The sequence below is a fragment of the Pseudomonas sichuanensis genome, assembly GCF_003231305.1.
In the GTDB taxonomy this organism is placed as follows: Bacteria; Pseudomonadota; Gammaproteobacteria; order Pseudomonadales; family Pseudomonadaceae; genus Aquipseudomonas; species Aquipseudomonas sichuanensis.
In genome coordinates this window covers 20,757-42,284 of the sequence record NZ_QKVM01000029.1, presented here as the reverse complement: position 1 = coordinate 42,284, position 21,528 = coordinate 20,757, and the positions used below count along the sequence as shown (strand labels likewise).

The window sequence follows — 21,528 nt, the reverse complement described above, 5'->3', positions numbered from 1 at the left end:
ACGCTAGGTGAGCGAGCCATCGGCCTCACGCTCGAGTGCCTCCTCGGTAAGCCGAAGCGCCAAGGCCTGTTCTGCCGAAGCACGCCCACTGACCAGCGCATCCCAACGTTCTCTGTATGCCTGGCTGTCCAAGGTCGAAGCTTCATCGTCAAGCTCGCTTCCATACCGCGAGAACGTCTCTGCCACTGCCGAAAAAGCGGCGCCATGGCGCTTTTCCAGGTAGGTGCGCCAGAAATCCCGCCCACTGATGCTTTGCGCCAGCGCCGGGGACGCCTCTGCCGCCTTCACTTCAAGCAACGCCTTGGCCTTCTGCGCCGCATCGATATGCGAAAGGCTTTCGAAGCGCAAGTTGCGCGGCTGATGCGGCAAGTTCAACTCGCCGGCCAGCGAGGTGCGATAGCCGAGGATCACCTGCAGTGCATCGACGCCTGCCGATTGCGGATCGTCAGCGCGCAGCACCGCTTCCTGCCGACGAACGTCCTCAGCGGCGATTTCGTCCAGCTTGTCCAGCCGGAACAATTGCTTCCCCAGCAATAGCAACCCGTCACCGCCAATGCCCTGGGCACCCAAGGCATTGGCCTTGTACACCAGTTCGTGGATCATCAAGCGGCTGAAGCGCTCCACATGGCTGTCATGACAGCCGCGCACTTCATCGGCATGCAAGAAGATCTCCTCACGCAGCTGCGCATCCTGATCCATGCTCTCGAGCAACGGCCAGAGTTGCTCGGACATGTAACCCGGCGCCCGCACGAAGTCCGGGGTCGACGTCAGGTTGCGCAGCAACTCGAACAGGCCAGCACTGCCGGGCAATGCCTCCAGCCGTTTCCACAACTGCATGCGGGCCTGGTCATTACGCGTGTCCTTTTCCAGCGCCAGCCAGCGCTGCATGACCGCCCCCGGCTCAGGGGCCTCATCTTCATCCTCATCCTCATCCAGGTCCGGCACAAACGCGTGCTGCATATCGACACGGTTCAGACGCTCCATTGCTTGGTGGTCCAGCGGATTGCCTACAAGGTTCAGGCGCCGCCGGAACGCCCATGGCTGCACAGCCAGTGAGTCCGACACACTGCTGATGCGGTTGTTGCTCAGGTCAGCTGTGCGCAGGAACACGCAGCGCTCGATACCGTCAGGCACTTCGAGCAACCCACACCCTCTGGCCCGAAGTGTCGTCAACTCAGGCAGACGGTCGAAACGCAACGGCAACCGGCGAATCGGGTTGAGGCTCAGATCCAGGACCTGCAAGTTGCCCAGGCCGGCCAGCACCTGCTGGTCACTGTCGCTCATGCGCACCTGGTTCGACAGCAGCAACAGGCTGCGCAGGCCGGTCAAGCGCACCAGCGAAGGCGGTACTGCGTCGATCCTGTTGCTGTTGAGGTTCAGCACCCGCAAGGAGTCGAATACCTGCAGGAAATTGCCACTCACCGTCGTCAGCCCCATGCGCACCATCGTCAACTCGGTGACATGGCTCATATCGACATTCGCCGGCAAGTCCGGCAGGCTGCCAATGCGCCAGCCGCTGATGTCCAGGCGCATGCCGTCAGCCCGGCTCAACGCGCCCCGCGCCACTTCCCCTTCGAAACGCCAGATCGCGCGTAACCGATTGGCGAACTGAACACGCACCCGATGAACCCGCAGCTCCCTGCTACCTTGCGACCAGCGCCGCAGGACATCGTCAAACTCCGCGTAGTTGCGCTCCTGCCGAGCGATCGCTTCGAACGGGCGCTCATGGTCACGTTGCAATCCCTGCACATAGCCTTCCACTTCACCGGCATCGAAACTGGGGTACAGCATCCGTACCCGCTGTCGCAACCGCTCGGTGGACGGACGTGAGGAGCGCCCCCCGAGCTCATAACCGACTCGCCCATCGACCAGGCGCCGGCCCGGGTTGAACCACGGCGTGGACACGCGCCAGCCCAGTCGCGCCAGCACACCGCTGCGTGTCGCCGGCAACTGCTCGATCAACGCATTGCGCAACTGCTCGGCAAGGTCGCTGTCATCGAAATTCAGGGCCCTGCGGTCCGATGCTTTGAGCAAGGCCGCAAGGGCCTCGAACAGGCCGCCAGGCTCTGCCACATCCTCCTCCCGTGGACGGCCTGCACTGTCGTAGAGCCAGAAGCGCCCGTTGCGGGTGAACAACACGATGCGCCCGGCACTCGGCCCTTGCGGATCGAGAATCGCCAGCGTGGCGCCGCTCTCGGATCCTTCATGCAACTCCAGGTTGAGACGTTTGGGCCAGCCAGGCAGGCGCCCGAGCAATGCGATGACCAGTTCGGCCGTCTCGCTGGAGCAAGCACTGCGCAGGTACAGGCCCTCCACGGCGCGGTTGATGCGCGACAGCTCGAGCAAGGCTCGGGCCCGCTTGCCCAACGCGAAGGGCAGGCGCGCTTCGCCCAGTGCCTGCTCCTCCACCTCAGGATCCACCTCACGTGCAACCTCCTCGACATACGCATGCGGCAACCCGGGGAAATCGCGCCGCACAAGGGCCGCCAAGCCCTGCGACGGCGCAGCCTGGATGGACAGATGCTCAAGCAGTGCCCCCTGCAACTCGGCCTGCCGTCCGGCAAGATCCTCGGCAATGGCGGCATCGTCCAGGCCTTGCATGTCGTCACGGCGCCTGCACCACGCCAGTACCTGGTCATCTTCCAGGCGCGAATCAGGCTGGCGCAGGGCCACGAAGAGTCTCACCAGCCTGGCATCGGCCTCGAAACGCCGCAGGGTGTCACGCAGGTTGACCGGCGTGGGGCGGTTCTCCACCCACAAACCCCGCAGCTCATCCTTGTCCATGCCCGCCGTGCGCAGGATGCGATCGGCCTGCACGGCATCGAACGGAGGTTCATGGGGCCAGAGCCGGTTGAGCATGTCGGTGCTGTCATCCCATTCCAGCGGTCGCTCCTGACGCAAGCGCCATCCCCGCTCGCCGTTGTGTTCCAGCGGCGGCTCGTAGGCACCCTCTGCATCGGGGTGGCGCAAACGCCAGGCCAGGCCCGGCGCAGGCCGATACACTTCGTAGTAGCGTGAACCGATGCGCAGCCAGCGCTTCTGCGCGTGCGCGTACAGACCATCCTGCCCAAGCGTCGCCGGGCCCGGGTCCGACGCGTAGACACTCAAGTTGTCGTTCCACAAGCGGTCGCCGCCCGCCGGGAGCGGTACCGGTTCCAGCGCGTCGACAAACGCGCTGCCCTGGAAGCTGCGCGCCACTGCACCGACGCCGACCACCGTCGCTCCGGTGACGAGCACGCTTTGCGCCACCTGCAGCAAGTGCTCCCTGGCCTCGTGCTGATGGCCTTCGGACCAGTCCTCGATACCGGTATAGACTTCACCGAGCATGTCGACGACCAGCTTGCCGAACAGCACCAACCCAACAACCGGCACCGCCAGGCCGACCAGGCCGAGTACCGTCCAACCGACTGATTTCCAACGTTCCAGGCGTTGCTCGGCGGCCTTGTGGTCGACTGCCTCGTTCGAAACCAGCAACACCTGCGCATCCGCCTCGAAACGCTCGACCTGGGACTGCGCCAGTGCCGCGAAGATGTCGCCAACCGCTACTGCCCCTTGCACCTCGAGATCAGGAACATCGTCCTGCAGGCGCGTGGTGAGGGTAGTGACGAATTCGGCGCGTCGGTCGAGGCCGACCAGCGAGTAGAACTGCTGGCGCACATCGACCCGACTCAACTCACTGGCCAGGAATGCTTGCAACTGCAACTGCGAATCGAACCGTCGCAGGGGGCGTTGCCAGTCAGTGGGCAAGTACAGGACCACGCCACTGTCCTCTCCCTGCTCGTTGCGCAACTGGATCTTCAGGCCGTTGGCGATCTTGCAGCCGAGCAACTGCAACTCACCGGCGTAGGCAGCCAGCGGCGCCGATGGCCCGTGCGGCGCCGATGACAGCAGGCTGCCCAAGGCAGCCTGCTCCTCGGCACTGATCCAGCCCTGCATGAGTCCCAGCTCGCAACTCAGGGCGAAGCCCGTGCGGTGATGCGCTGCAAGCAACGCGCGAGCTTCGCGGGTAAAGGCCTGTTGCAAAAACTGTTGGTAGCGTTTCCCCACCTCGAGTGCCCTGACCCGCGTGACCAGCGTGGCCAGGTCCTCGAACAGCAGCGCTTCACCGGCACTCGCAGTCAGCCCGCTCCCCTTGTAGAACGAGGCATCGGCGGCGAACCCTTGCATCAGCCGCAGCAGTGCCGGATAGCGCAAGTAGTGGATCTCGTCCTCGGGCAGACCGCCCCCCAAGGGCACTCGAAACCGGCGCCTTACCTCCAGCCAGTCGAGCTTGGCGAGCGCCGGGCCATCGGGCAGCAGTTCGCCGATCAAAGGTTCGAATGCCTGCTCGGCGAAGCGTTGCGGCGACATCAGCGAGCGCTCGAGTGCCGCCAGTGCCTTGCCGCTGTCGGCGTGCGCCTTGAATCGTGAGGACAGCGTGCGGACCTGCTCGGCCGACCCTGTACGCAGCCAGGCCGGCAACTTCGCGGCGATGAAGCCATCGGTCAACTGTTCGGGAGTCAGGGACGTGGTGCTTGGAGTTGTAACTGCCATGGGTTGGACGACCTGCATGATTGAGGGACGTCCACCCTCTACAGCCTCAGCGCTCGATTGCAGCGGGAAACGCCGTCACCTGTTCGAGCGCTACCCCCTGCATGGCCAGTTGCCGGTAGTGCCCCGGGTTGCAGCCGAACCACTTGCGAAACGCCTTGTAGAACGAACTGCTGTCGGCAAAGCCCAGCCGTTCGGCGATATCCCCCATGGCCGGCTCGACCTCGCCCAGCCAAGTCACGGCCAATTCACGTCGCACGCTGTCCTTCAGGCCTTGGTAACTTTGCCCTTCGTCCGCCAGGCGGCGCCTGAACGTCGACGGCGACAGGCACAAGCGCCGTGCCAGGCTTTCGGCATCGGGCCATTGTGCTGGCGCCAGTTGCAACAAGTCGTGACGAATGCGCCGGGCCAGGCTGGCCGGGTCGCGGTATTTGACCAGGATGTTGCCCGGCGCCTCGGCGAGGAAACGCTGCAGCTCCTCAGGCGTGCGCCTGAGCGGCAGATCGAGGCAGTCGGCGGCGATGATCATGCGCGTGCGCGGGCGCTCGAACTGCAGGTTTTCGGAGAACATCACCCGGTAGTCGTCACAGAACGGCGGCTCGGCGCAGCGCAGGTCGATGGCCAGGATCGGGATGCGCCGGCCCGCCAGCCAGCAGGCCACGCCGTGCACGATCATCCAGAAGGTGAAATAGGTGAAGGCCCGGCGCGGCTCATCGCGCGGTTCGTTGATGACGATCTCGGCCAGGCTTTGCTGACGCACCAGGCCCGGCTGCAGGTCTTCGAGCATCAGGCCAAGGAAATCAAGAGCGGTACGCAAGCCTTCGCCCAGGGTCGCTTGAGCCATCGCCGAGCGGCACAGGAATGCCAGGCTGCCGCTGCGCAGGCCGCGCGGGTCCATGGCGAAGAACTCGTCGTTGCAGCGCCGCGCCAGCAGACGCCAGAGCCGGGCATAGGCGTCGGCGCTCACCCGTGCCTGGGGCAGGTCGAGGTGCTGCACGTCGATCCCGGCGCGGGCCAGCAACGCCGCGTCCGGCGCGCCCGCCGGACAGGTCTGCAATAGCGCTTCGCGCACCAGTTGCATGGAAATGGTGTCTTTCTCGCTCATCGGCAGTCCGCTGCGCTCAATGGCGGCCATCTTAGGCCCCTCAGACACTGGCGGCCAGCCCCAGAAACGCCTGGATCAGGCGCAGCTCCCGACGTCGCTCCAGGCAGCCGATCATGTGTTGGTTGACCAGCCCCGCGCCGCTCAAGGGGCGCGCCACCACCCGTGGGTCATGGGCGACCTCGGTGGACGACACCACGCCGATGCCAAGCTCCGCCGCCACCGCCTCGGTGACCGCCTCACGGCTGTCCAGCTCCAGCAGCACCCGTGGCTGCACACGGCCCTCGGCACAGGCCTTGTCGAACGTGCGCCGGGTGGTTGAGCTTGGTTCGCGCAAGACCATGATCTGCTTGTCCAGCTCGGCCAGCGGCAGATCGCCGTCAGCCTTGGCCCAGGCATGCCCCGCCGGCAACAGCGCGCACAAGCGCGACTCGCACAGGCTCTGCAGGTGCAGGCCCTTGCGCGGTTCGATCTCGGTCAGCACCGCCACGTCGGCATGTTCGGACAACAATGCGGCCAGCGTCTCCTGGGCATTGCCCAGGCGCAGGTTGACGGTGATGCCGGGGTAGCGCTCGCGCAGCAGCGCCAGCATCGGCATCACCCGGTGCGGCCCGTCGGCGGCCACCTCCAAGCGCCCGGTCAGCAGCTGGCGGTTTGCCTCGAGCATCGCCTGGGCTTCCTCGGCCAGGCCGAACATGGCCCGGGTGATGGCCGCCAGCCGCGTGCCCTCCTCGGTCAGCTCGACCCGCCGCGCGGTGCGCCGCAGCAAGGTGATCTGGTAGTGCTCCTCCAGCGCCTTGACGTGCCCGGTGACCGCCGGCTGGCTGATGAACAGGCGCTCGGCGGCGCGGGTAAAGCTGCCCTCACGGGCCACGGCATCGAAGGCGCGGAGCTGGAACAGGTTCATATATATCGGCCTGACTTATGGCTGGCATAACAACAAACAATTTGAATGATGGACCGGCGAATTGCAACCTAGCCCCCATAAGTTTCCAGCCCACCGCATGTGAGGAACCACGGAATGAGCAACGCCCCGATCCTGCTGACCCCCGGCCCCCTGACCACCTCGATCCGCACCCGCCAAGCCATGCTGGTGGACTGGGGCTCCTGGGACCGCGACTTCAACCAGCTGACCGCCAGTGTCTGCGAGCAGCTGCTGGCGATCATCGACGGTGCCGCCAGCCACCACTGCGTGCCCCTGCAAGGCAGCGGCACCTTCGCCGTGGAAGCGGCCATCGGTACCCTGGTACCGCGTGACGGCAAGGTGCTGGTGCTGATCAACGGTGCTTATGGCCAGCGCCTGGCGAAGATCTGCAAAGTACTGGGCCGCCAATACAGCACCTTCGAAACCGCCGAAGACCAGCCGACCACCGCCGAAGACGTCAATCGTCTGCTGGCCGCCGACCCAAGCGTTACCCACGTGGCCCTGATCCACTGCGAGACCAGCACCGGCATCCTCAACCCGCTGGCCGAGATCGCCCAGGTGATCAAGCGCCACGGCAAACGCCTGATCATCGACGCCATGAGCTCGTTCGGCGCGCTGCCCATCGATGCCCGCGAAATCCCGTTCGAGGCGCTGATCGCCGCGTCTGGCAAATGCCTCGAGGGCGTACCGGGCATGGGCTTCGTCTTCGCCGAGAAAACCGCCCTGGCCGCCGCCGAAGGCAATGCCCACTCGCTGGCCATGGACCTGCACGACCAGCACGCCTACATGGCCAAGACCGGCCAATGGCGCTTCACCCCGCCGACCCACGTGGTCGCCGCGCTGCACGAAGCGCTGCAGCAGTACGCTGAAGAAGGCGGCCTGCCGGCTCGGCACCAGCGCTATGCCGACAACTGCAAGACCCTGCTCGACGGCATGGCGAAGATCGGCCTGCAGAGTTTCCTCCCCGCCGAGATCCAGGCGCCGATCATCGTCACTTTCCACGCCCCCCGCGATGCCCGCTACCAGTTCAAGGACTTCTACGAACGAGTCAAGGCCAAGGGTTTCATCCTCTACCCGGGCAAGCTGACCCAGGTCGAAACCTTCCGCGTCGGCTGCATCGGCGTGGTCGGCCCGGACGGCATGCAGGCCGCCGTCAACGCCGTGGCCGAGGTGCTGCGGGAAATGGAAGTACTGGACATCTGACCCTCTGCCTACCCAACTTCAGGAAACCGCGCACATGAACTACAGCAACCCTACCCAGCTGCAAGCCGCCATCCTCGACTGGGCCGGCACCGTGGTCGACTTCGGCTCCTTCGCCCCTACCCAGATCTTCGTCGAGGCCTTCGCCGAGTTCGACGTACAAGTGTCCATCGAAGAAGCTCGCGGCCCGATGGGCATGGGCAAGTGGGACCATATCCGCACCCTGTGCGACGTGCCGGAGATCGCCGAGCGCTACCGCAAGGTGTTTGGCCGCACGCCCACCGACGATGACGTGACCGCCATCTACGAACGCTTCATGCCCCTGCAGATCGAGAAGATCGCCGTGCACTCGGCGCTGATCCCCGGTGCGCTGGACACCTTGACCGGCCTGCGCAAGGGCGGGTTGAAGATCGGTTCGTGCTCGGGCTACCCGAAGGTGGTGATGGACAAGGTGGTCGAGCTGGCCGCGCAGAACGGCTATGTCGCCGACCATGTGGTGGCCACCGACGAAACCCCGAACGGCCGCCCATGGCCGGCCCAGGCCCTGGCCAACGTGATTGCCCTGGGCATCGACGATGTAGCGGCGTGCGTGAAGGTGGACGACACCGTGCCGGGCATCCTCGAAGGCCGCCGCGCCGGGATGTGGACCGTGGCGCTGGTGTGCTCCGGCAACGCCCTGGGCTTGACCTGGGAAGGCTACCAGGCGCTGAGCGCGGATAAGCTGGAAAGCGAGCGCAAGCGGATTCACCAGCTGTTCGCCAGCTCGCGCCCGCACTACCTGATCGACACGATCAATGAGTTGCCAGAGGTGATTGCCGATATCAATCGGCGGCTGGCCAAGGGCGAGATGCCGCAAAGCGCTTGATGGCAGGTTTCATCGCGGGGCGAAGCCACTCCCACAGCTTGCCAGTGCACGCTGGCGTGGGGGCGGGCTGCCCCGCGATGCTTTTCGGCTCAAACCGCCCTGTTCAACTTCACCCACGAGGCGAACTTGTCGATGAAGCCTTGCAGGAACGGCCGGGTCTTGTCGCTCAACTTACCGCTGTCCTCGAACAGCGTCGCCGCCCCGCCGAGGTAAGCCTCGGGCATCTGCATGCAGGGCATGTCGAGAAACACCAGCGACTGGCGCACCGCGTGGTTGGCACCAAAGCCACCGATGGCCCCTGGCGACACACTGACCACCGCCGCCGGCTTGCCGCTCCAGGCGCTCTGCCCATAAGGCCGCGAGCCAACGTCGATGGCGTTCTTCAAGCCACCGGGCACCGAACGGTTGTACTCGGGGGTGACGAACAGCACCGCGTCGCTACGCCGGATCTCGTCACGAAAACGCTTCCACGCCTCAGGCGGCGCCTCGGCCTCGACATCCTCGTTGTACAACGGCAAATCGCCGATCTCGACGATCCTCAGGGCAAGGCTGGACGGTGCCAGCTCAGACAGGGCGCGGGCGACCTTGCGGTTGTAGGAGTCCTTGCGCAAGCTGCCGACAACGACCGCTACCGAATAGACCTGGCTCATGGCGTTTGCATCCTCTGCGTGGGAAATGGGACGTACTAGTTATAGATGACCGTTCCTCGGGCCCTGGATTTTTTTCCGCCCGGGCAAAAACTCCCAGGCGTTTCGCTGGTCTATGGCTGCAGACATTTCCCCAACGTTTCAGAGGGTTTCACCCAAAATGGCAGCAGTAATGGTCGGCCAGTTCCACGCCCGCGACGCCGAAGGCCGTATCTACCCCGTGCACGAATTCCAGGAGTCGACGCTCCAGGCCGACGGCAGCACCCTCGGTGCACCGATCACCACCTACCGCCTGGCCATTGGCGACCGGGTCAACTACCTGGGCGAGGACCGTTTCGAGCTGGCCCAGACCGGCGTCGAGATCATTCGCATTCCTTGATGCAGTCGACCGTGTACGCCCCGTGCTCGTGCTGCAGGCCATGCACATCGGCGACGAAGCCCGGGAAGCCCTGGTCGAAGGCCCGGGCGAACGCCAGGTAATCGAGGATCGAGCGGGTCGCCTCGGTGAACCGCTCGCCCGGCATGATCAGCGGGATACCCGGCGGGTACGGCACCAGCATCACCGCCGCAACCCGCCCCAGCAGCCGTTCGATCGGCACCGCCTCTACCTCTTCCTTCACCATCCGGTCATACGCCTGGGCCGGGCTCATGGCCACCTCCGGCAGCTTGGTGAACAGCCGCTTGAGCTGCTTGGCGGTGGCATTGGCGCGGTAACAGTCGTGCAACTGCTGGCACAACTCACGCAGGCCCAGCCCCTGGTAGCGCGCAGGCTGTTCGCCAACCACACTGGGCAGGCATTGCAGCAGCGGCGTATTGCCATCGTAATGGCGCTTGAACTCCAGCAGCTCGGTGAGCAGGGTGCTCCACTTGCCCTTGGTGATCCCCATCGAGAACAGCACCAGGAAGCTGTACAACCCGGTCTTCTCCACCACCAGCCCGCGCTCCCAGAGAAACTTGCTGACCACTGCCGCCGGAATGCCGTGTTCAGCCAGCACGCCACCGGCGTTGAGCCCAGGCATGACCAGGGTGACCTTGAGCGGGTCGAGCAGCACGTAATCGTCCGCCACCTCGCCAAAGCCGTGCCACTCGGCCCCCGGCTGCAACAGCCAGTCCGCTGCCGCCAGGCGCTGAATGCCCTCGGTCGCCGGCGGCTGCCAGATGCCGAACCACCAGTCGTCGGCGGCGATGTGCTCGCGCAGGTTGGCCAGGGCCCGGCGAAAGCTCAGCGCCTCGTCGAACATCTCCTGCAAAAGCGAACGCCCGGCCGGGCCTTCCATCATCGCCGAGGCCACGTCCAGCGAGGCCAGGATGCTGTACTGCGGTGAGGTGGAGATATGCATCATGAACGCTTCGTTGAAGCGGTCGCGGTCAAGCGCACGGGTGGCGCCATCCTGCACATGGATCATCGACGCCTGGCTGAAGGCGGCCAGCAGCTTGTGGGTGGAATGGGTGCTGAACAGCAGCGGGCCATCGTCGGCCTTGGGCGTGCCCATGGCATAGCGGCCGGTGAAGAAATCGTGGAAGGCGGCGTAGGCGAACCAGGCCTCGTCGAAATGCAGCACCTCGACACTGGCGCCGAGGGCCTGCTTGATCAACCCCGCGTGGTAGCACAGCCCGTCGTAGGTAGAGTTGGTCACCACCGCCAGCCTGATCTTTGCGGCCCGGCCCTGGGCCAGCGGATGGGCCTGGATCTTCGCCTGGATCGATTCGGCGCTGAACTCGCTGAGCGGGATCGGCCCGATGATGCCCTGCTCGTTGCGCTCCGGGCACAGGTAGATAGGGATGGCGCCGGTCATGATGATCGCGTGCACCACCGACTTGTGGCAGTTGCGGTCCACCAGCACCAGGTCATCGCGCCCGACCATGGCGTGCCAGACGATCTTGTTGGCGGTGGAGGTGCCGTTGATCACGAAAAAGCTGTGGTCGGCGCCGAAGTTGCGCGCCGCGCGGGCCTCGGCTTCGGCCAGGGGGCCGGTATGGTCGAGCAGCGAGCCGAGTTCGGGCACCGACACCGACAGGTCCGAACGCAAGGTGTTCTCGCCGAAGAACTGGTGGAAGGCCTGCCCCACCGGGCTCTTGCGGTAGGCCACGCCACCGCCGTGGCCCGGCGTGTGCCAGGAATAGTTCGATTGCGCGGTGTGCTGCACCAACGCCTTGAAGAACGGCGGCAGCAAGCCATCGAGGTAGTTGTGCGCGGCCCGAGCCACCTGGCGGGCAAGAAAGGGCACGGTGTCTTCGAACAGGTAGAGGATGCCGCGCAACTGGTTGAGCTCGCTCATGGCCTCGGCGGGGGCGTTTTCCAGGGTGACCTGCTCGCCCAGGGCAAAGATCGGCAGCTGCGGCGCACGCAGGCGGGCCAGGCGAATCAGCTCGGCCATGTGCTGCAGCAGGTGGTTGTTGTCACCGGCCCCTTCGGCGCCGATCAGCATGCAGGCCAGCCCGTGGTGGGTGGCGGCGACCAGACGCGCTTCGGTGTAGTCGGCGGCGGCGAGGATGCTGAAACCGTCCTGGGCCAGCTCGGCGGCGATGCCACGCACCCGTTCGCCGGCAACGCTGTCGGCCTTGACCGCCCGATGGACGATGAGGATGGGGAACTTGAGGTCCTTGTACATCAGGCGGCTACCTCCGAAGGACAGATTGTCTCTTCAGGGTAGTCGAGGTGCTGACGCAATCGCGGGGCAAGCCCGCTCCCACGGGCGTGGGAGCGGGCTTGCCCCGCGATTGGCCTGCAATCAGCTCGCGGCTGGCTCGGTCAACACCTGCCACATGGCCGGCCCACCTGCGGATTTGGCGACGGCCGCCAGGCGTTCGGCATGGGCTGCCAGCTCTTCGTCGGTGGGCAGGATCACCCGCCCCGGTGCGCGCCCGACAATCCGGCGGATCTCGCTACCGGTACTGCCTTGCCCCTCTTCATCGCCTGCAGCTTCACCGGCCAGCGACAAGCTGGTCTGCCCACCGGTCATCGCCAGATAGACGTCGGCCAGCAGTTCCGAGTCGAGCAGTGCGCCGTGCAGATCACGGCCGGAGTTGTCGATACCGTAGCGTTTGCACAGGGCATCCAGGCTGTTGCGCTGCCCCGGGTGGCGCGAGCGCGCCATCATCAGGGTGTCGAGGATCGGGCAGTGTTGCGAGATATCGGCGCGGTCGTGCTGGCCCAGCAGGGCGAACTCGTTGTTGATGAAGCCAACGTCGAACGCCGCGTTGTGGATGACCAGGGTGGCGCCCTGGATGAATTCGAAGAACTCCTCGGCCACATCGGCGAAACGCGGCTTGCCGACCAGGAAAGCGTCGGTGATGCCGTGGACGTTGATGGCGCCCTCGTCACTCTCGCGGTCGGGCTGCAGGTAGACGTGGAAGTGCCGCCCGGTCAGGCGTCGGCCCACAACCTCGACGCAACCGATCTCGATGATGCGGTGGCCGTCGGCCACTGGCATGCCCGTGGTTTCGGTGTCGAGGATGATGAACCGTTTGTCTTGCTGCTGCTCCACGCGGGGGACTCCAACATGCGGTGCTTGAATTCAGGGCGGGAGTATACCGGACTCGGGGCCGCTTTGCGGCCCTTCGCCGGCAAGCCGGCTCCCACAATGAAATGTGCAAACCCGTTGAATGTGGGAGCAACTGTCTTTGCAGGAGCGGCCTTGTGTCGCGAAAGGGCCGCGTAACTCCTGTGGGAGCGGCTTCAGCCGCGAAGGGCTGCGCAGCAGCCCCACAAGGACATCAGCGCTTGGCGCGCAGCTCTTCGACACCGCGGTTGGCCAGCTGGTCGGCGCGCTCGTTGCCCGGGTGGCCGATGTGCCCGCGCACCCACTTCCAGACCACCTTGTGGCGGTTGACCTGCTCATCGAGGGCCATCCACAGGTCGGCGTTCTTCACCGGTTCCTTCGCGGCAGTCTTCCAGCCACGCTTCTTCCAGTTGACCATCCACTCGTTGATGCCCTTCATCACGTACTGCGAGTCGGTGGTCAGCACCACCTCGCATTCACGCTTGAGCGCCTTCAACCCTTCGATCGCGGCCATCAGTTCCATGCGGTTGTTGGTGGTTTCGCGCTCGCCGCCCCACAACTCCTTCTCGACGCCCTTGAACACCATCAGCACGCCCCAGCCGCCCGGGCCAGGGTTGCCTTTGCAGGCACCATCGGTGTAGATCTCGACGATTTCGCTTTCGCTCATGTACCACTCATCTTCAATGCTTTTCGATATCGGGGTTGCTGGCGTTGCGGTTGACCTTGGCCAGCGGCAGCGGCAACAGCTTGCCCATGGGCTCGCGGCGCTCCTGGCGCAGTGGCCGCAGGCCGACCATGATCTTGCGTGCCACCAGCAGGTAGACACCGCCACCGGCCGTCTGCCAGCCACCGGCGATGCGCTCCCAGCCGGCCAGGCGTTGCTGCCAGGCCGCCGAGGCAAGCGGCGGACGATAGCACCCGAAACGGCGTTTCTCCAGCGCGAAGCCCAGCAGGTTGAGCCAGTCGCCGACCCGCGACGGCGGGATGCAGCGCGCCTTGCGCAAGGCGCCGTGGCTGAAGAAATGGCGCATGCCCCAGCTGCTCCAGGGGTTGATGCCAATGATCAGCAAGTGGCCGCCCGGGCGCACCGCACTGGCAGCCTCGCGCAGCAGGCCATGGGGGGACAGGCTGAAATCCAGGCCATGCTGCAACACCACCACGTCGGCGGCGTGCTCCGACAGCGGCCAGGCCTGCTCCTCGCAGACGATCTCGACCCCGGGCAAAGGCGCGCCCAGGCGCACGTTGCGTTGCACCTGCGGGGCATTGGGCGGGGCGTCGGCACCGGGGCCGTAATGCACCAGATAGCCGCCGAAGAAGCGGCCGAGCTCTTGTTCGAGCAGTTTCTGTTCTTCCTCGAGCATCAATTGCCCGAGCGGCCCGTTGAACCACTCGCGGGCCAGGCTGATCAGCTCGACCCACTCGGGGTCGGCCTGGGCGAAGGCTTGGTCGGTCATTGCGTTCTCCCTCGAAGGTTCTCCGGCCGCGCCATCGCGGCTAAGATGCCTTCAATGTCCAGGCTTGGCGATACGGATCCGCACCATGATACAGATCGATGCCCTACCCGCTTTCTCCGACAACTACATCTGGTTGTTACAGGATACTGCCAATCGCCGCTGCGCGGTGGTCGACCCCGGTGATGCCGGGCCGGTGCAGGCCTGGCTCGACGCCCACCCAGGCTGGGTACTGACGGATATCCTCGTCACCCACCACCATCACGACCACGTCGGCGGCGTCGAAACGCTGAAAAAGGCTACCGGCGCCCGCGTCTGCGGCCCTGCCCACGAACGCATCCCGGCCCGCGACCTGGCCCTGGAAGACAACGCCCGCGTACAGGTGCTGGGGCTCGACTTCGAGGTGCTGGCCATGCCCGGCCACACCCTTGGGCACATCGCCTATTACACTGCGCAACCGGCCAAGCCGCTACTGTTCTGTGGCGACACCCTGTTCGCCGCCGGTTGTGGCCGCCTGTTCGAAGGCACCCCGGAGCAGATGCACCACTCATTGCAGCGCCTGGCCGCCTTACCCGCGGCAACCCAGGTGTACTGCACCCACGAATACACCCTGAGCAACCTGCGCTTCGCCCGCGCCGTAGAGCCGCACAACGCGCAGGTTCTGCAGCGGTTCGAAGACGTTACCCGGCTGCGCGCCGAAAATCGCATCAGCTTGCCCTCGACCATTGGCCTGGAGCGCCAGACCAACCCTTTTTTGCGCACTGCTGAAACATCCGTTAAAGAAAAAGCAGACGAATGGAAGGGTCTTTCAAACCCCACCCAAGCCACTGTTTTTGCTGCCTTGAGGTCTTGGAAGGACGTGTTCTGATAACCCCAAGATATATCGCGACACAGGTACAAAGGTTGACCCGGCCGGGACCGGTTTCTAGAATCGCCGAACTTTTTTGCCCGGATACCTGTCCCAGCCGATGCCTTCCACTAGCCGCAGAACCTCTCATTCGGTCGCCCTGACGCGACTGGCCCAGATCAGTGCACTGGCGCTGGCCGCCACCCTGGTCGGCTGCCAGAGCACCCGTCAGCTCGACGAATCCGACAGCGTTCGCGCGCACAATTACCAGGCGCGGATCAAGCACAAGCCCGCCCCGCTGCTGGTCAAACCGAAGGAGCAGGCCCCGCAGGACGTATGGGAGCGCATGCGCCAGGGCTTCGCCCTGCAGGACAACGTCGACGTCAACCCACGCATCGAGCAGCAGCGCCTGTGGTTCGCCAGCAACCCGTCGTTCCTCGAGAACGCCGGCGAGCGTGGCAGCCTCTACCTGCACTACATCGTCGAGCGTCTGGAAGAGCGTGACATGCCGCTGGAGCTGGCCCTGCTGCCGGCCATCGAGAGCGCCTACAACCCGATGGCCTACTCCCGCGCGCACGCCGCCGGCATGTGGCAGTTCATCCCGTCCACCGGGCGCCACTTCAACCTGCGCCAGACCAACTTCTACGATGGCCGCCGCGACATCACCGCATCGACCAACGCCGCGCTGGATTACCTGAACCGTCTGCACGACATGTTCAACGGCGACTGGCTGCTGGCCCTGGCGGCCTACAACGCCGGCGAAGGCACCGTCAGCCGCGCCATCGAGCGCAACGAACGCCTTGGCCTGCCCACCGACTACTGGAACCTGCCGCTGCCGCAGGAAACCCGCGACTACGTGCCCAAGCTGCTGGCCCTGTCGCAGGTGGTCAACACCCCGCAAGCCTATGGCGTCAACCTCAACCCGATCGCCAACGAACCCTACTTCGAAGCCGTCGCCATCAGCGAGCGCCTCGACCTGTCGCGGGTCGCCGCCTTCGCCGACATCGACGAGGACGAGCTGATCCAGCTCAACCCGGCATTCAAGAAGCGCATGACCGTGGACGGCCCCAAGCAACTGCTGGTGCCCACCGCCAAGGCGCAGTTGCTGACAGATCGCATGTCCAACCTCAAGCCCGAGGAGCTGGTCAGCCTGCAGCCGAACAAGGCCGTGTTCAACGCTGCCCTGGCCGAGGCCAAGGCGCCGGCGGCGCGCAGCTACCGGGTCAAGCGCGGCGACAATCTGGCCAGCATCGCCAAGGCCAACCGCGTGTCGGTCAAGCAGTTGCAGGGCTGGAACAAGCTGCGCGGCAACAGCCTCAAGGTCGGCCAGGTATTGGCCCTGCGCGGCGGCAGCGCACCGAGCGCCGCCGCCAACCGGGTAGCCGACTCGAAGCAGCGCTCCACCCAGTACAAAGTGCGCAAGGGCGACTCGTACTACCTGGTGGCCAAGCGCTTCAATGTCGAGATGCAGCACCTCAAGCGCTGGAACCCACGCAGCGGCCATGCGCTCAAGCCAGGGCAGACGCTGACCGTTTACCTGGCGCGTTAACAGCTCAATCGCGGGGCAAGCCCGCTCCCACGCCGATCGCGACCTGGCGTGGGAGCGGGCTTGCCCCGCGATGCTTTGAAGGCTGAAGCAAAGCCCCGCGCCGTACCCTTTTTCCATTCCAGACAAGCTGTTACTGTACCCCGACCAAAGCCCAACGCCTTCTGGATCGGATGCCGATTTGATACGTCCCCTCCTGCTGTCCCTCAGCCTGGCCTTGAGCTTCCCCGCCGTCGCGATGGTGAGCGAAAGCCACGGATACGCGCAGTTCGGCACGCTCAAGTACCCGGCCACCTTCACCCACTTCGACTGGGTCAACCCGCAAGCCCCTAAAGGCGGCACCTTGCGGGCCATGGCGTTCGGCACCTTCGACACGCTCAACCCCTATACCTTCAAGGGCTCGAGCCCGGTCACCACGCCCAACTTCCTGCAATACGGCATCAGCGAGCTCAACGAGCCACTGATGGTCGGCACCGGCATGTACGACCCCTCCGGCGACGAACCCACGTCAAGCTACGGCCTGATCGCCCGCAGCGTCGAGTACAGCGAGGACCGCAGCTGGGTGGTGTTCAACCTGCGCCCCGAGGCCCGCTTTCACGACGGCACGCCGATCACCTCGGCCGACGTCGCCTTCAGCTACCGCACCCTGCTCAAGGATGGCCACCCGATCTATCGCACCAACCTGCAGGAAGTGCAGCGCGTCGACATCCTCGGCCCCTTGCGCATCCGCTTCGTGTTCAAGCGCGCCGGCAACCCGCTGCTGATCCTGCGCCTGGGCGAGATGCCGGTGCTGCCCAAGCATTACTGGCAAAACCGCGACTTCAAGGCCACCACCTTCGAGCCACCGCTGGGCAGCGGCCCGTACCGCATTACCGAAGTGCAGCCTGGCCGGCGCCTGGTGTTCGAGCGGGTGAAGGACTACTGGGGCAAGGACCTGGCGGTCAACCGCGGCAAGTACAACTTCAAGCGCGTCGAATACGAGTTCTACCGCGACGCCACCGTGGCCTTCGAAGCGTTCAAGGCCGGCGAGTTCGACATCTATATCGAGCACCAGGCCAAGAACTGGGCCAACGGCTACAACTTCCCCGCCGTGCGCCGGGGCCAGGTGATCAAGGCGCAGATCCCGCACCAGATCCCCACGCAAACCCAGGGCCTGTTCATGAACAGCCGCCGCGCCACCTTCGGCGACCCCCGGGTACGCCAGGCGCTGGGCCTGATGCTGGACTTCGAGTGGACCAACCGCGCGTTGTTCAGCAGCGCCTACCGCCGCGCCACCAGCTACTACCCCAACAGCGAGTTCGCCGCCAGCGGCCTGCCCACCGGCAAGGAGTGGCTGCTGCTCAAGCCGTTCCGCGACCAGCTGCCGGAGAAACTGTTCACCGAGCCCTACCAGGTGAGCCACACCGATGGCCGTGGCATCAGCCGCCAGACCCTGCGCCAGGCCCTCGATCTGTTCGCCCAGGCCGGCTGGAAGCTCAACGGCCAGCGCCTGGTGGACAGCAAGGGCCAGCAGTTGCGCATGGAACTGCTGCTGGTGAACCCGAACCTCGAACGTATCCTGCAACCTTATGTCGAAAATCTGGCCAGCATCGGCATCGATGCGCGCTTGCGCACCGTCGACCGCGCCCAGTACAAACAACGGCTCGACCAGTTCGATTTCGACATGATCCTGATGACCCTTAACCAGACCCTGAGCCCCGGCCTCGAGCAGTGGCTGTACTTCCATTCAAGCCAGGCCGCGACCAAGGGCAGCAAGAACTATGCTGGCGTGAAGGACCCGGTGGTCGACCACCTGCTCGACACCCTGCTCGCCGCCCGCACCCGCGATGACCAGATCGCCGCCGCCCGGGCCCTGGACCGCGTGCTCTCATGGCAGTACTACATGATCCCCAACTGGTACCTGGACAACCATCGCCTGGCCTACCGCAACCGGCTGGCCTTCGTCACCACGCCGCCCTACACCCTCGGGCTGAACAGCTGGTGGATCAAGAAGACTTCGGAGAAAGCCAAATGACCCCGACCCTGCGCCTGGCCTGCAGCCTGCTGCTGGCCTGCCTTACGCTCCCGGCCATGGCCGCCCCGCAACACGCCCTGACCCTGTATGACGAAGCGCCGAAATACCCGGCCAACTTCAAGCACTTCGACTTCGTCAACCCGGATGCGCCCAAGGGTGGCACGTTCCGCCAGTCCAGCTTCGGCGGCTTCGACAGCCTCAACCCGTTCATCAACAAGGGCGTGCCCGCCGACAACGTCGGCAGCATCTACGACACCCTGATGCGCCAGAGCCTGGACGAACCCTTCACCGAGTACGGCCTGGTGGCCGGCAAGATCGAGAAAGCCCCCGACAACAGCTGGGTACGCTTCTACCTGCGCCCCGAAGCGCGCTTCCACGACGGCCACCCGATGCGCGCCGAAGACGTGGTGTTCACCTTCAACGCCCTGATCAAGGACGGCGCGCCGCTGTACCGCCAGTACTACGCCGACGTCGCCGAGGTGGTCGCCGAAGACCCGCTCAAGGTGCTGTTCAAGTTCAAGCACACCAACAACCGCGAGCTGCCGCTGATCCTCGGCCAACTGCCGGTGCTGCCCAAGCACTGGTATGCAAACCGCGACTTCAACCGCGGCAACCTGGAAATCCCCTTGGGCAGCGGCCCCTACAAGGTCGCCGACGTGAAGGCCGGTCGTTCGATCCGCTACGAGCGGGTCAAGGACTACTGGGCCAAGGACCTGCCGATCAACCGCGGCTTCTACAACTTCGACGTGATGACCTTCGACTCCTACCGCGACAACACCGTCGCCCTCGAAGCGCTCAAGGCCGGCCAGTTCGACTACGGCCTGGAAGTCAGCGCGAAGAACTGGGCCACCGCCTACGATGTGCCCGCCGTGCGTGATGGCCGGCTGATCAAGGAAGAGCTGCCCAACGGCACCCCCGTCGGCATGCAAGGCTTCATCTTCAACCTGCGCAAGCCGGTGTTCCAGGATGTGCGGGTGCGCCAGGCGCTGAGCCTGCTGCTGGACTTCGAGTGGACCAACAAGCAGCTGTTCAACGGCGCCTACCTGCGTACCGGCAGCTACTTCGAAAACTCCGATATGGCCGCCCAGGGCTTGCCCTCCCCGGCCGAGCTGAAAATCCTCGAACCGCTGCGCGGCAAAGTTCCCGATCAAGTGTTCAGCGAGGCCTTCCACAACCCCATCACCGACGGCAGCGGCATGATCCGCGAACAGCAGCGCCAGGCCTACAAGCTGTTGCAGGAGGCCGGCTGGAAAATCGTCGACGACAAGATGGTCGACAAGGACGGCAAGCCGCTGGTCATCGAGTTCCTGCTGGCCCAGACCCAGTTCGAGCGCATCCTGCTGCCGTTCAAGCGCAGCCTCGCCGACCTCGGCATCGAGCTGAACATCCGCCGCGTCGACGTTTCGCAGTACATCAACCGCCTGCGCTCGCGCGACTACGACATGATCGTCGGCGGTTTCTCGCAATCCAATTCGCCCGGCAACGAGCAACGCGAATACTGGTCCAGCGCCGCCGCCGACAACCCCGGCAGCCGCAACTTCATCGGCCTGCGCGACCCTGCCATCGACCAGCTGGTGGAACAGTTGATCAACGCCGATTCGCGCCAGAGCCTGATCGACCACACCCGCGCCCTCGACCGCGTGCTGCTGTGGGGTTACTACGTGATCCCCAACTGGCACATCAAGACCTGGCGCGTGGCGTATTGGAACCACATCGGCCACCCGCAGGTGCCGCCCAGGTACGACATCGGCATCGACACCTGGTGGATCAAGCCAGGCGTCACCCCCGCCGTGACCAAAGCCCCTGCGGATGAGGCCAACTGACATGCTGGCCTATATCCTGCGCCGCCTGCTGCTGATCATCCCCACCCTGTTCGGCATCCTGATCATCAACTTCATCATCGTCCAGGCCGCCCCCGGCGGCCCGGTCGAGCAGATGATCGCCAAGCTCGAAGGCTTCGAAGGCGCTACCAGCCGCATCGCCGGCGGCGGCGCCGAAGTGTCGGTGGCCGGTTCCAACTACCGCGGCGCGCAAGGCCTGGACCCGGCCCTGATCGCCGAGATCGAACGCATGTACGGCTTCGACAAGTCCGCCCCCGAACGGCTGTGGATCATGGTCAAGAACTACGCCCAGCTCGACTTCGGCAACAGCTTCTTCCGCGACGCCAAGGTCATCGACCTGATCATCGAGAAGATGCCCGTGTCGATCTCCCTGGGCCTGTGGAGCACGCTGATCATGTACCTGGTGTCTATCCCGCTGGGGATCGCCAAGGCCGTGCGCCACGGCAGCCATTTCGACGTGTGGACCAGCTCGGCCATCGTCGTCGGCTACGCCATCCCCGCGTTCCTGTTCGCCATCCTGCTGATCGTGCTGTTCGCCGGCGGCAGCTACTTCGACTGGTTCCCGCTACGCGGCCTTACCTCCAACAACTTCGACGAGCTGTCCACCACTGGCAAGATCCTGGACTACTTCTGGCACCTGGTGCTGCCGATCACCGCGCTGGTGATCGGCAACTTCGCCACCATGACCCTGTTGACCAAGAACAGCTTCCTCGACGAGATCAACAAGCAGTACGTGGTCACCGCTAAGGCCAAGGGCCTGAGCCGCACCCGCGTGCTGTACGGCCACGTGTTCCGCAACGCCATGCTGCTGGTGATCGCCGGCTTCCCCTCGGCGTTCATCGGCATCTTCTTCACCGGTTCCCTGTTGATCGAGGTGATCTTCAGCCTCGACGGCCTGGGCCTGATGAGCTTCGAAGCGGCAATCAACCGCGACTACCCGGTGGTGTTCGGCACCTTGTTCATCTTCACCCTGCTGGGGCTGTTGGTGAAGCTGATCGGCGACCTCACCTACACCCTGGTCGATCCACGTATCGACTTCGCCAGCCGGGAGCACTGA

At 64.9% G+C, this 21,528-nt stretch carries 16 protein-coding genes; 8 read left to right on the top strand and 8 right to left on the bottom strand.

The features are described 5' to 3' along the window. Positions 1-3 precede the first annotated feature (3 nt). From DM373_RS16315 to DM373_RS16305, 3 genes are read right to left on the bottom strand one after another with little or no spacing between them, the layout of a single operon-like run. On the bottom strand, positions 4-4,533 hold the full coding sequence (locus DM373_RS16315; RefSeq protein ID WP_157966846.1) for an NEL-type E3 ubiquitin ligase domain-containing protein: 4,530 nt from the start codon (positions 4,531-4,533) through the stop codon (positions 4-6). Between the two features lie 46 nt (positions 4,534-4,579). Continuing rightward, positions 4,580-5,635 carry an AraC family transcriptional regulator gene (locus DM373_RS16310; RefSeq protein ID WP_110994594.1) on the bottom strand — a complete coding sequence of 352 codons (1,056 nt, stop codon included), beginning with the start codon at positions 5,633-5,635 and terminating at the stop codon, positions 4,580-4,582. 40 nt (positions 5,636-5,675) lie between these two features. Beyond that, on the bottom strand, positions 5,676-6,539 hold the full coding sequence (locus DM373_RS16305; RefSeq protein WP_110994562.1) for a LysR substrate-binding domain-containing protein: 864 nt from the start codon (positions 6,537-6,539) through the stop codon (positions 5,676-5,678). Between the two features lie 114 nt (positions 6,540-6,653). Between DM373_RS16305 and DM373_RS16300 the strand changes: the two genes are divergently transcribed. Continuing rightward, a complete protein-coding gene (locus DM373_RS16300; protein WP_110994561.1) occupies positions 6,654-7,760 on the top strand; it encodes a 2-aminoethylphosphonate--pyruvate transaminase in 1,107 nt (368 codons plus the stop codon). A gap of 34 nt (positions 7,761-7,794) precedes the next feature. After that, a complete protein-coding gene (gene phnX, locus DM373_RS16295) occupies positions 7,795-8,622 on the top strand; it encodes a phosphonoacetaldehyde hydrolase (protein ID WP_110994560.1) in 828 nt (275 codons plus the stop codon). Between the two features lie 89 nt (positions 8,623-8,711). Here the strand turns inward: phnX and chrR are convergent, their stop codons facing one another. Next, on the bottom strand, positions 8,712-9,272 hold the full coding sequence (chrR, locus tag DM373_RS16290; RefSeq protein ID WP_110994559.1) for a class I chromate reductase ChrR: 561 nt from the start codon (positions 9,270-9,272) through the stop codon (positions 8,712-8,714). Positions 9,273-9,429: 157 nt separating this feature from the next. On the opposite strand from chrR, the gene DM373_RS16285 reads away from it, so the two are divergent. Beyond that, on the top strand, positions 9,430-9,648 hold the full coding sequence (locus tag DM373_RS16285; protein WP_110994558.1) for a hypothetical protein: 219 nt from the start codon (positions 9,430-9,432) through the stop codon (positions 9,646-9,648). Here the strand turns inward: DM373_RS16285 and DM373_RS16280 are convergent. The 4 genes from DM373_RS16280 to DM373_RS16265 all read right to left on the bottom strand — a co-directional run bounded on the left by DM373_RS16280 (position 9,632) and on the right by DM373_RS16265 (position 14,226). Next, on the bottom strand, positions 9,632-11,881 hold the full coding sequence (locus DM373_RS16280; protein ID WP_110994557.1) for an Orn/Lys/Arg family decarboxylase: 2,250 nt from the start codon (positions 11,879-11,881) through the stop codon (positions 9,632-9,634). The two genes, DM373_RS16285 and DM373_RS16280, sit on opposite strands and share 17 nt — an antisense overlap. Before the next feature lie 120 nt (positions 11,882-12,001). Then, positions 12,002-12,757, bottom strand: a complete 756-nt coding sequence (gene dnaQ, locus DM373_RS16275; protein WP_110994556.1) for a DNA polymerase III subunit epsilon — start codon at positions 12,755-12,757, stop codon at positions 12,002-12,004. A 229-nt stretch (positions 12,758-12,986) separates the two neighbouring features. Continuing rightward, positions 12,987-13,439 (bottom strand): ribonuclease HI, encoded by a 453-nt coding sequence (gene rnhA / locus DM373_RS16270; protein ID WP_110994555.1) that lies wholly within the window; start codon positions 13,437-13,439, stop codon positions 12,987-12,989. Between the two features lie 13 nt (positions 13,440-13,452). Further along, entirely contained in the window at positions 13,453-14,226 is a 774-nt protein-coding gene (locus DM373_RS16265; protein WP_110994554.1) for a class I SAM-dependent methyltransferase, read from the bottom strand. Positions 14,227-14,311: 85 nt separating this feature from the next. Between DM373_RS16265 and gloB the strand changes: the two genes are divergently transcribed. From gloB to DM373_RS16240, 5 genes are all read left to right on the top strand, one after another. Further along, positions 14,312-15,091, top strand: a complete 780-nt coding sequence (gene gloB, locus DM373_RS16260; RefSeq protein ID WP_110994553.1) for a hydroxyacylglutathione hydrolase — start codon at positions 14,312-14,314, stop codon at positions 15,089-15,091. A gap of 100 nt (positions 15,092-15,191) precedes the next feature. Continuing rightward, on the top strand, positions 15,192-16,619 hold the full coding sequence (locus tag DM373_RS16255) for a lytic transglycosylase domain-containing protein (RefSeq protein ID WP_110994552.1): 1,428 nt from the start codon (positions 15,192-15,194) through the stop codon (positions 16,617-16,619). 178 nt (positions 16,620-16,797) lie between these two features. Next, complete coding sequence (locus DM373_RS16250) at positions 16,798-18,630, top strand: extracellular solute-binding protein (protein ID WP_208642802.1); 1,833 nt, start codon at positions 16,798-16,800, stop codon at positions 18,628-18,630. Beyond that, on the top strand, positions 18,627-20,453 hold the full coding sequence (locus DM373_RS16245; RefSeq protein ID WP_110994551.1) for an extracellular solute-binding protein: 1,827 nt from the start codon (positions 18,627-18,629) through the stop codon (positions 20,451-20,453). The genes DM373_RS16250 and DM373_RS16245 overlap by 4 nt, the downstream gene beginning before the upstream one ends. A 1-nt stretch (position 20,454) precedes the next feature. Next, a complete protein-coding gene (locus DM373_RS16240; RefSeq protein ID WP_110994550.1) occupies positions 20,455-21,528 on the top strand; it encodes a microcin C ABC transporter permease YejB in 1,074 nt (357 codons plus the stop codon).

Bases quoted from the DNA above. Each gene is read 5' to 3' on its own strand.
- DM373_RS16285 (WP_110994558.1), top strand. From the start codon at position 9,430: ATGGCAGCAGTAATGGTCGGCCAGTTCCACGCCCGCGACGCCGAAGGC.
- gloB (WP_110994553.1), top strand. From the start codon at position 14,312: ATGATACAGATCGATGCCCTACCCGCTTTCTCCGACAACTACATCTGG.
- rnhA (WP_110994555.1), bottom strand. From the start codon at position 13,439: ATGAGCGAAAGCGAAATCGTCGAGATCTACACCGATGGTGCCTGCAAA.
- DM373_RS16265 (WP_110994554.1), bottom strand. From the start codon at position 14,226: ATGACCGACCAAGCCTTCGCCCAGGCCGACCCCGAGTGGGTCGAGCTG.
- DM373_RS16310 (WP_110994594.1), bottom strand. From the start codon at position 5,635: ATGAGCGAGAAAGACACCATTTCCATGCAACTGGTGCGCGAAGCGCTA.
- DM373_RS16240 (WP_110994550.1), top strand. From the start codon at position 20,455: ATGCTGGCCTATATCCTGCGCCGCCTGCTGCTGATCATCCCCACCCTG.
- DM373_RS16280 (WP_110994557.1), bottom strand. From the start codon at position 11,881: ATGTACAAGGACCTCAAGTTCCCCATCCTCATCGTCCATCGGGCGGTC.
- DM373_RS16305 (WP_110994562.1), bottom strand. From the start codon at position 6,539: ATGAACCTGTTCCAGCTCCGCGCCTTCGATGCCGTGGCCCGTGAGGGC.
- phnX (WP_110994560.1), top strand. From the start codon at position 7,795: ATGAACTACAGCAACCCTACCCAGCTGCAAGCCGCCATCCTCGACTGG.
- chrR (WP_110994559.1), bottom strand. From the start codon at position 9,272: ATGAGCCAGGTCTATTCGGTAGCGGTCGTTGTCGGCAGCTTGCGCAAG.
- DM373_RS16245 (WP_110994551.1), top strand. From the start codon at position 18,627: ATGACCCCGACCCTGCGCCTGGCCTGCAGCCTGCTGCTGGCCTGCCTT.
- DM373_RS16255 (WP_110994552.1), top strand. From the start codon at position 15,192: ATGCCTTCCACTAGCCGCAGAACCTCTCATTCGGTCGCCCTGACGCGA.
- DM373_RS16300 (WP_110994561.1), top strand. From the start codon at position 6,654: ATGAGCAACGCCCCGATCCTGCTGACCCCCGGCCCCCTGACCACCTCG.
- DM373_RS16315 (WP_157966846.1), bottom strand. From the start codon at position 4,533: ATGGCAGTTACAACTCCAAGCACCACGTCCCTGACTCCCGAACAGTTG.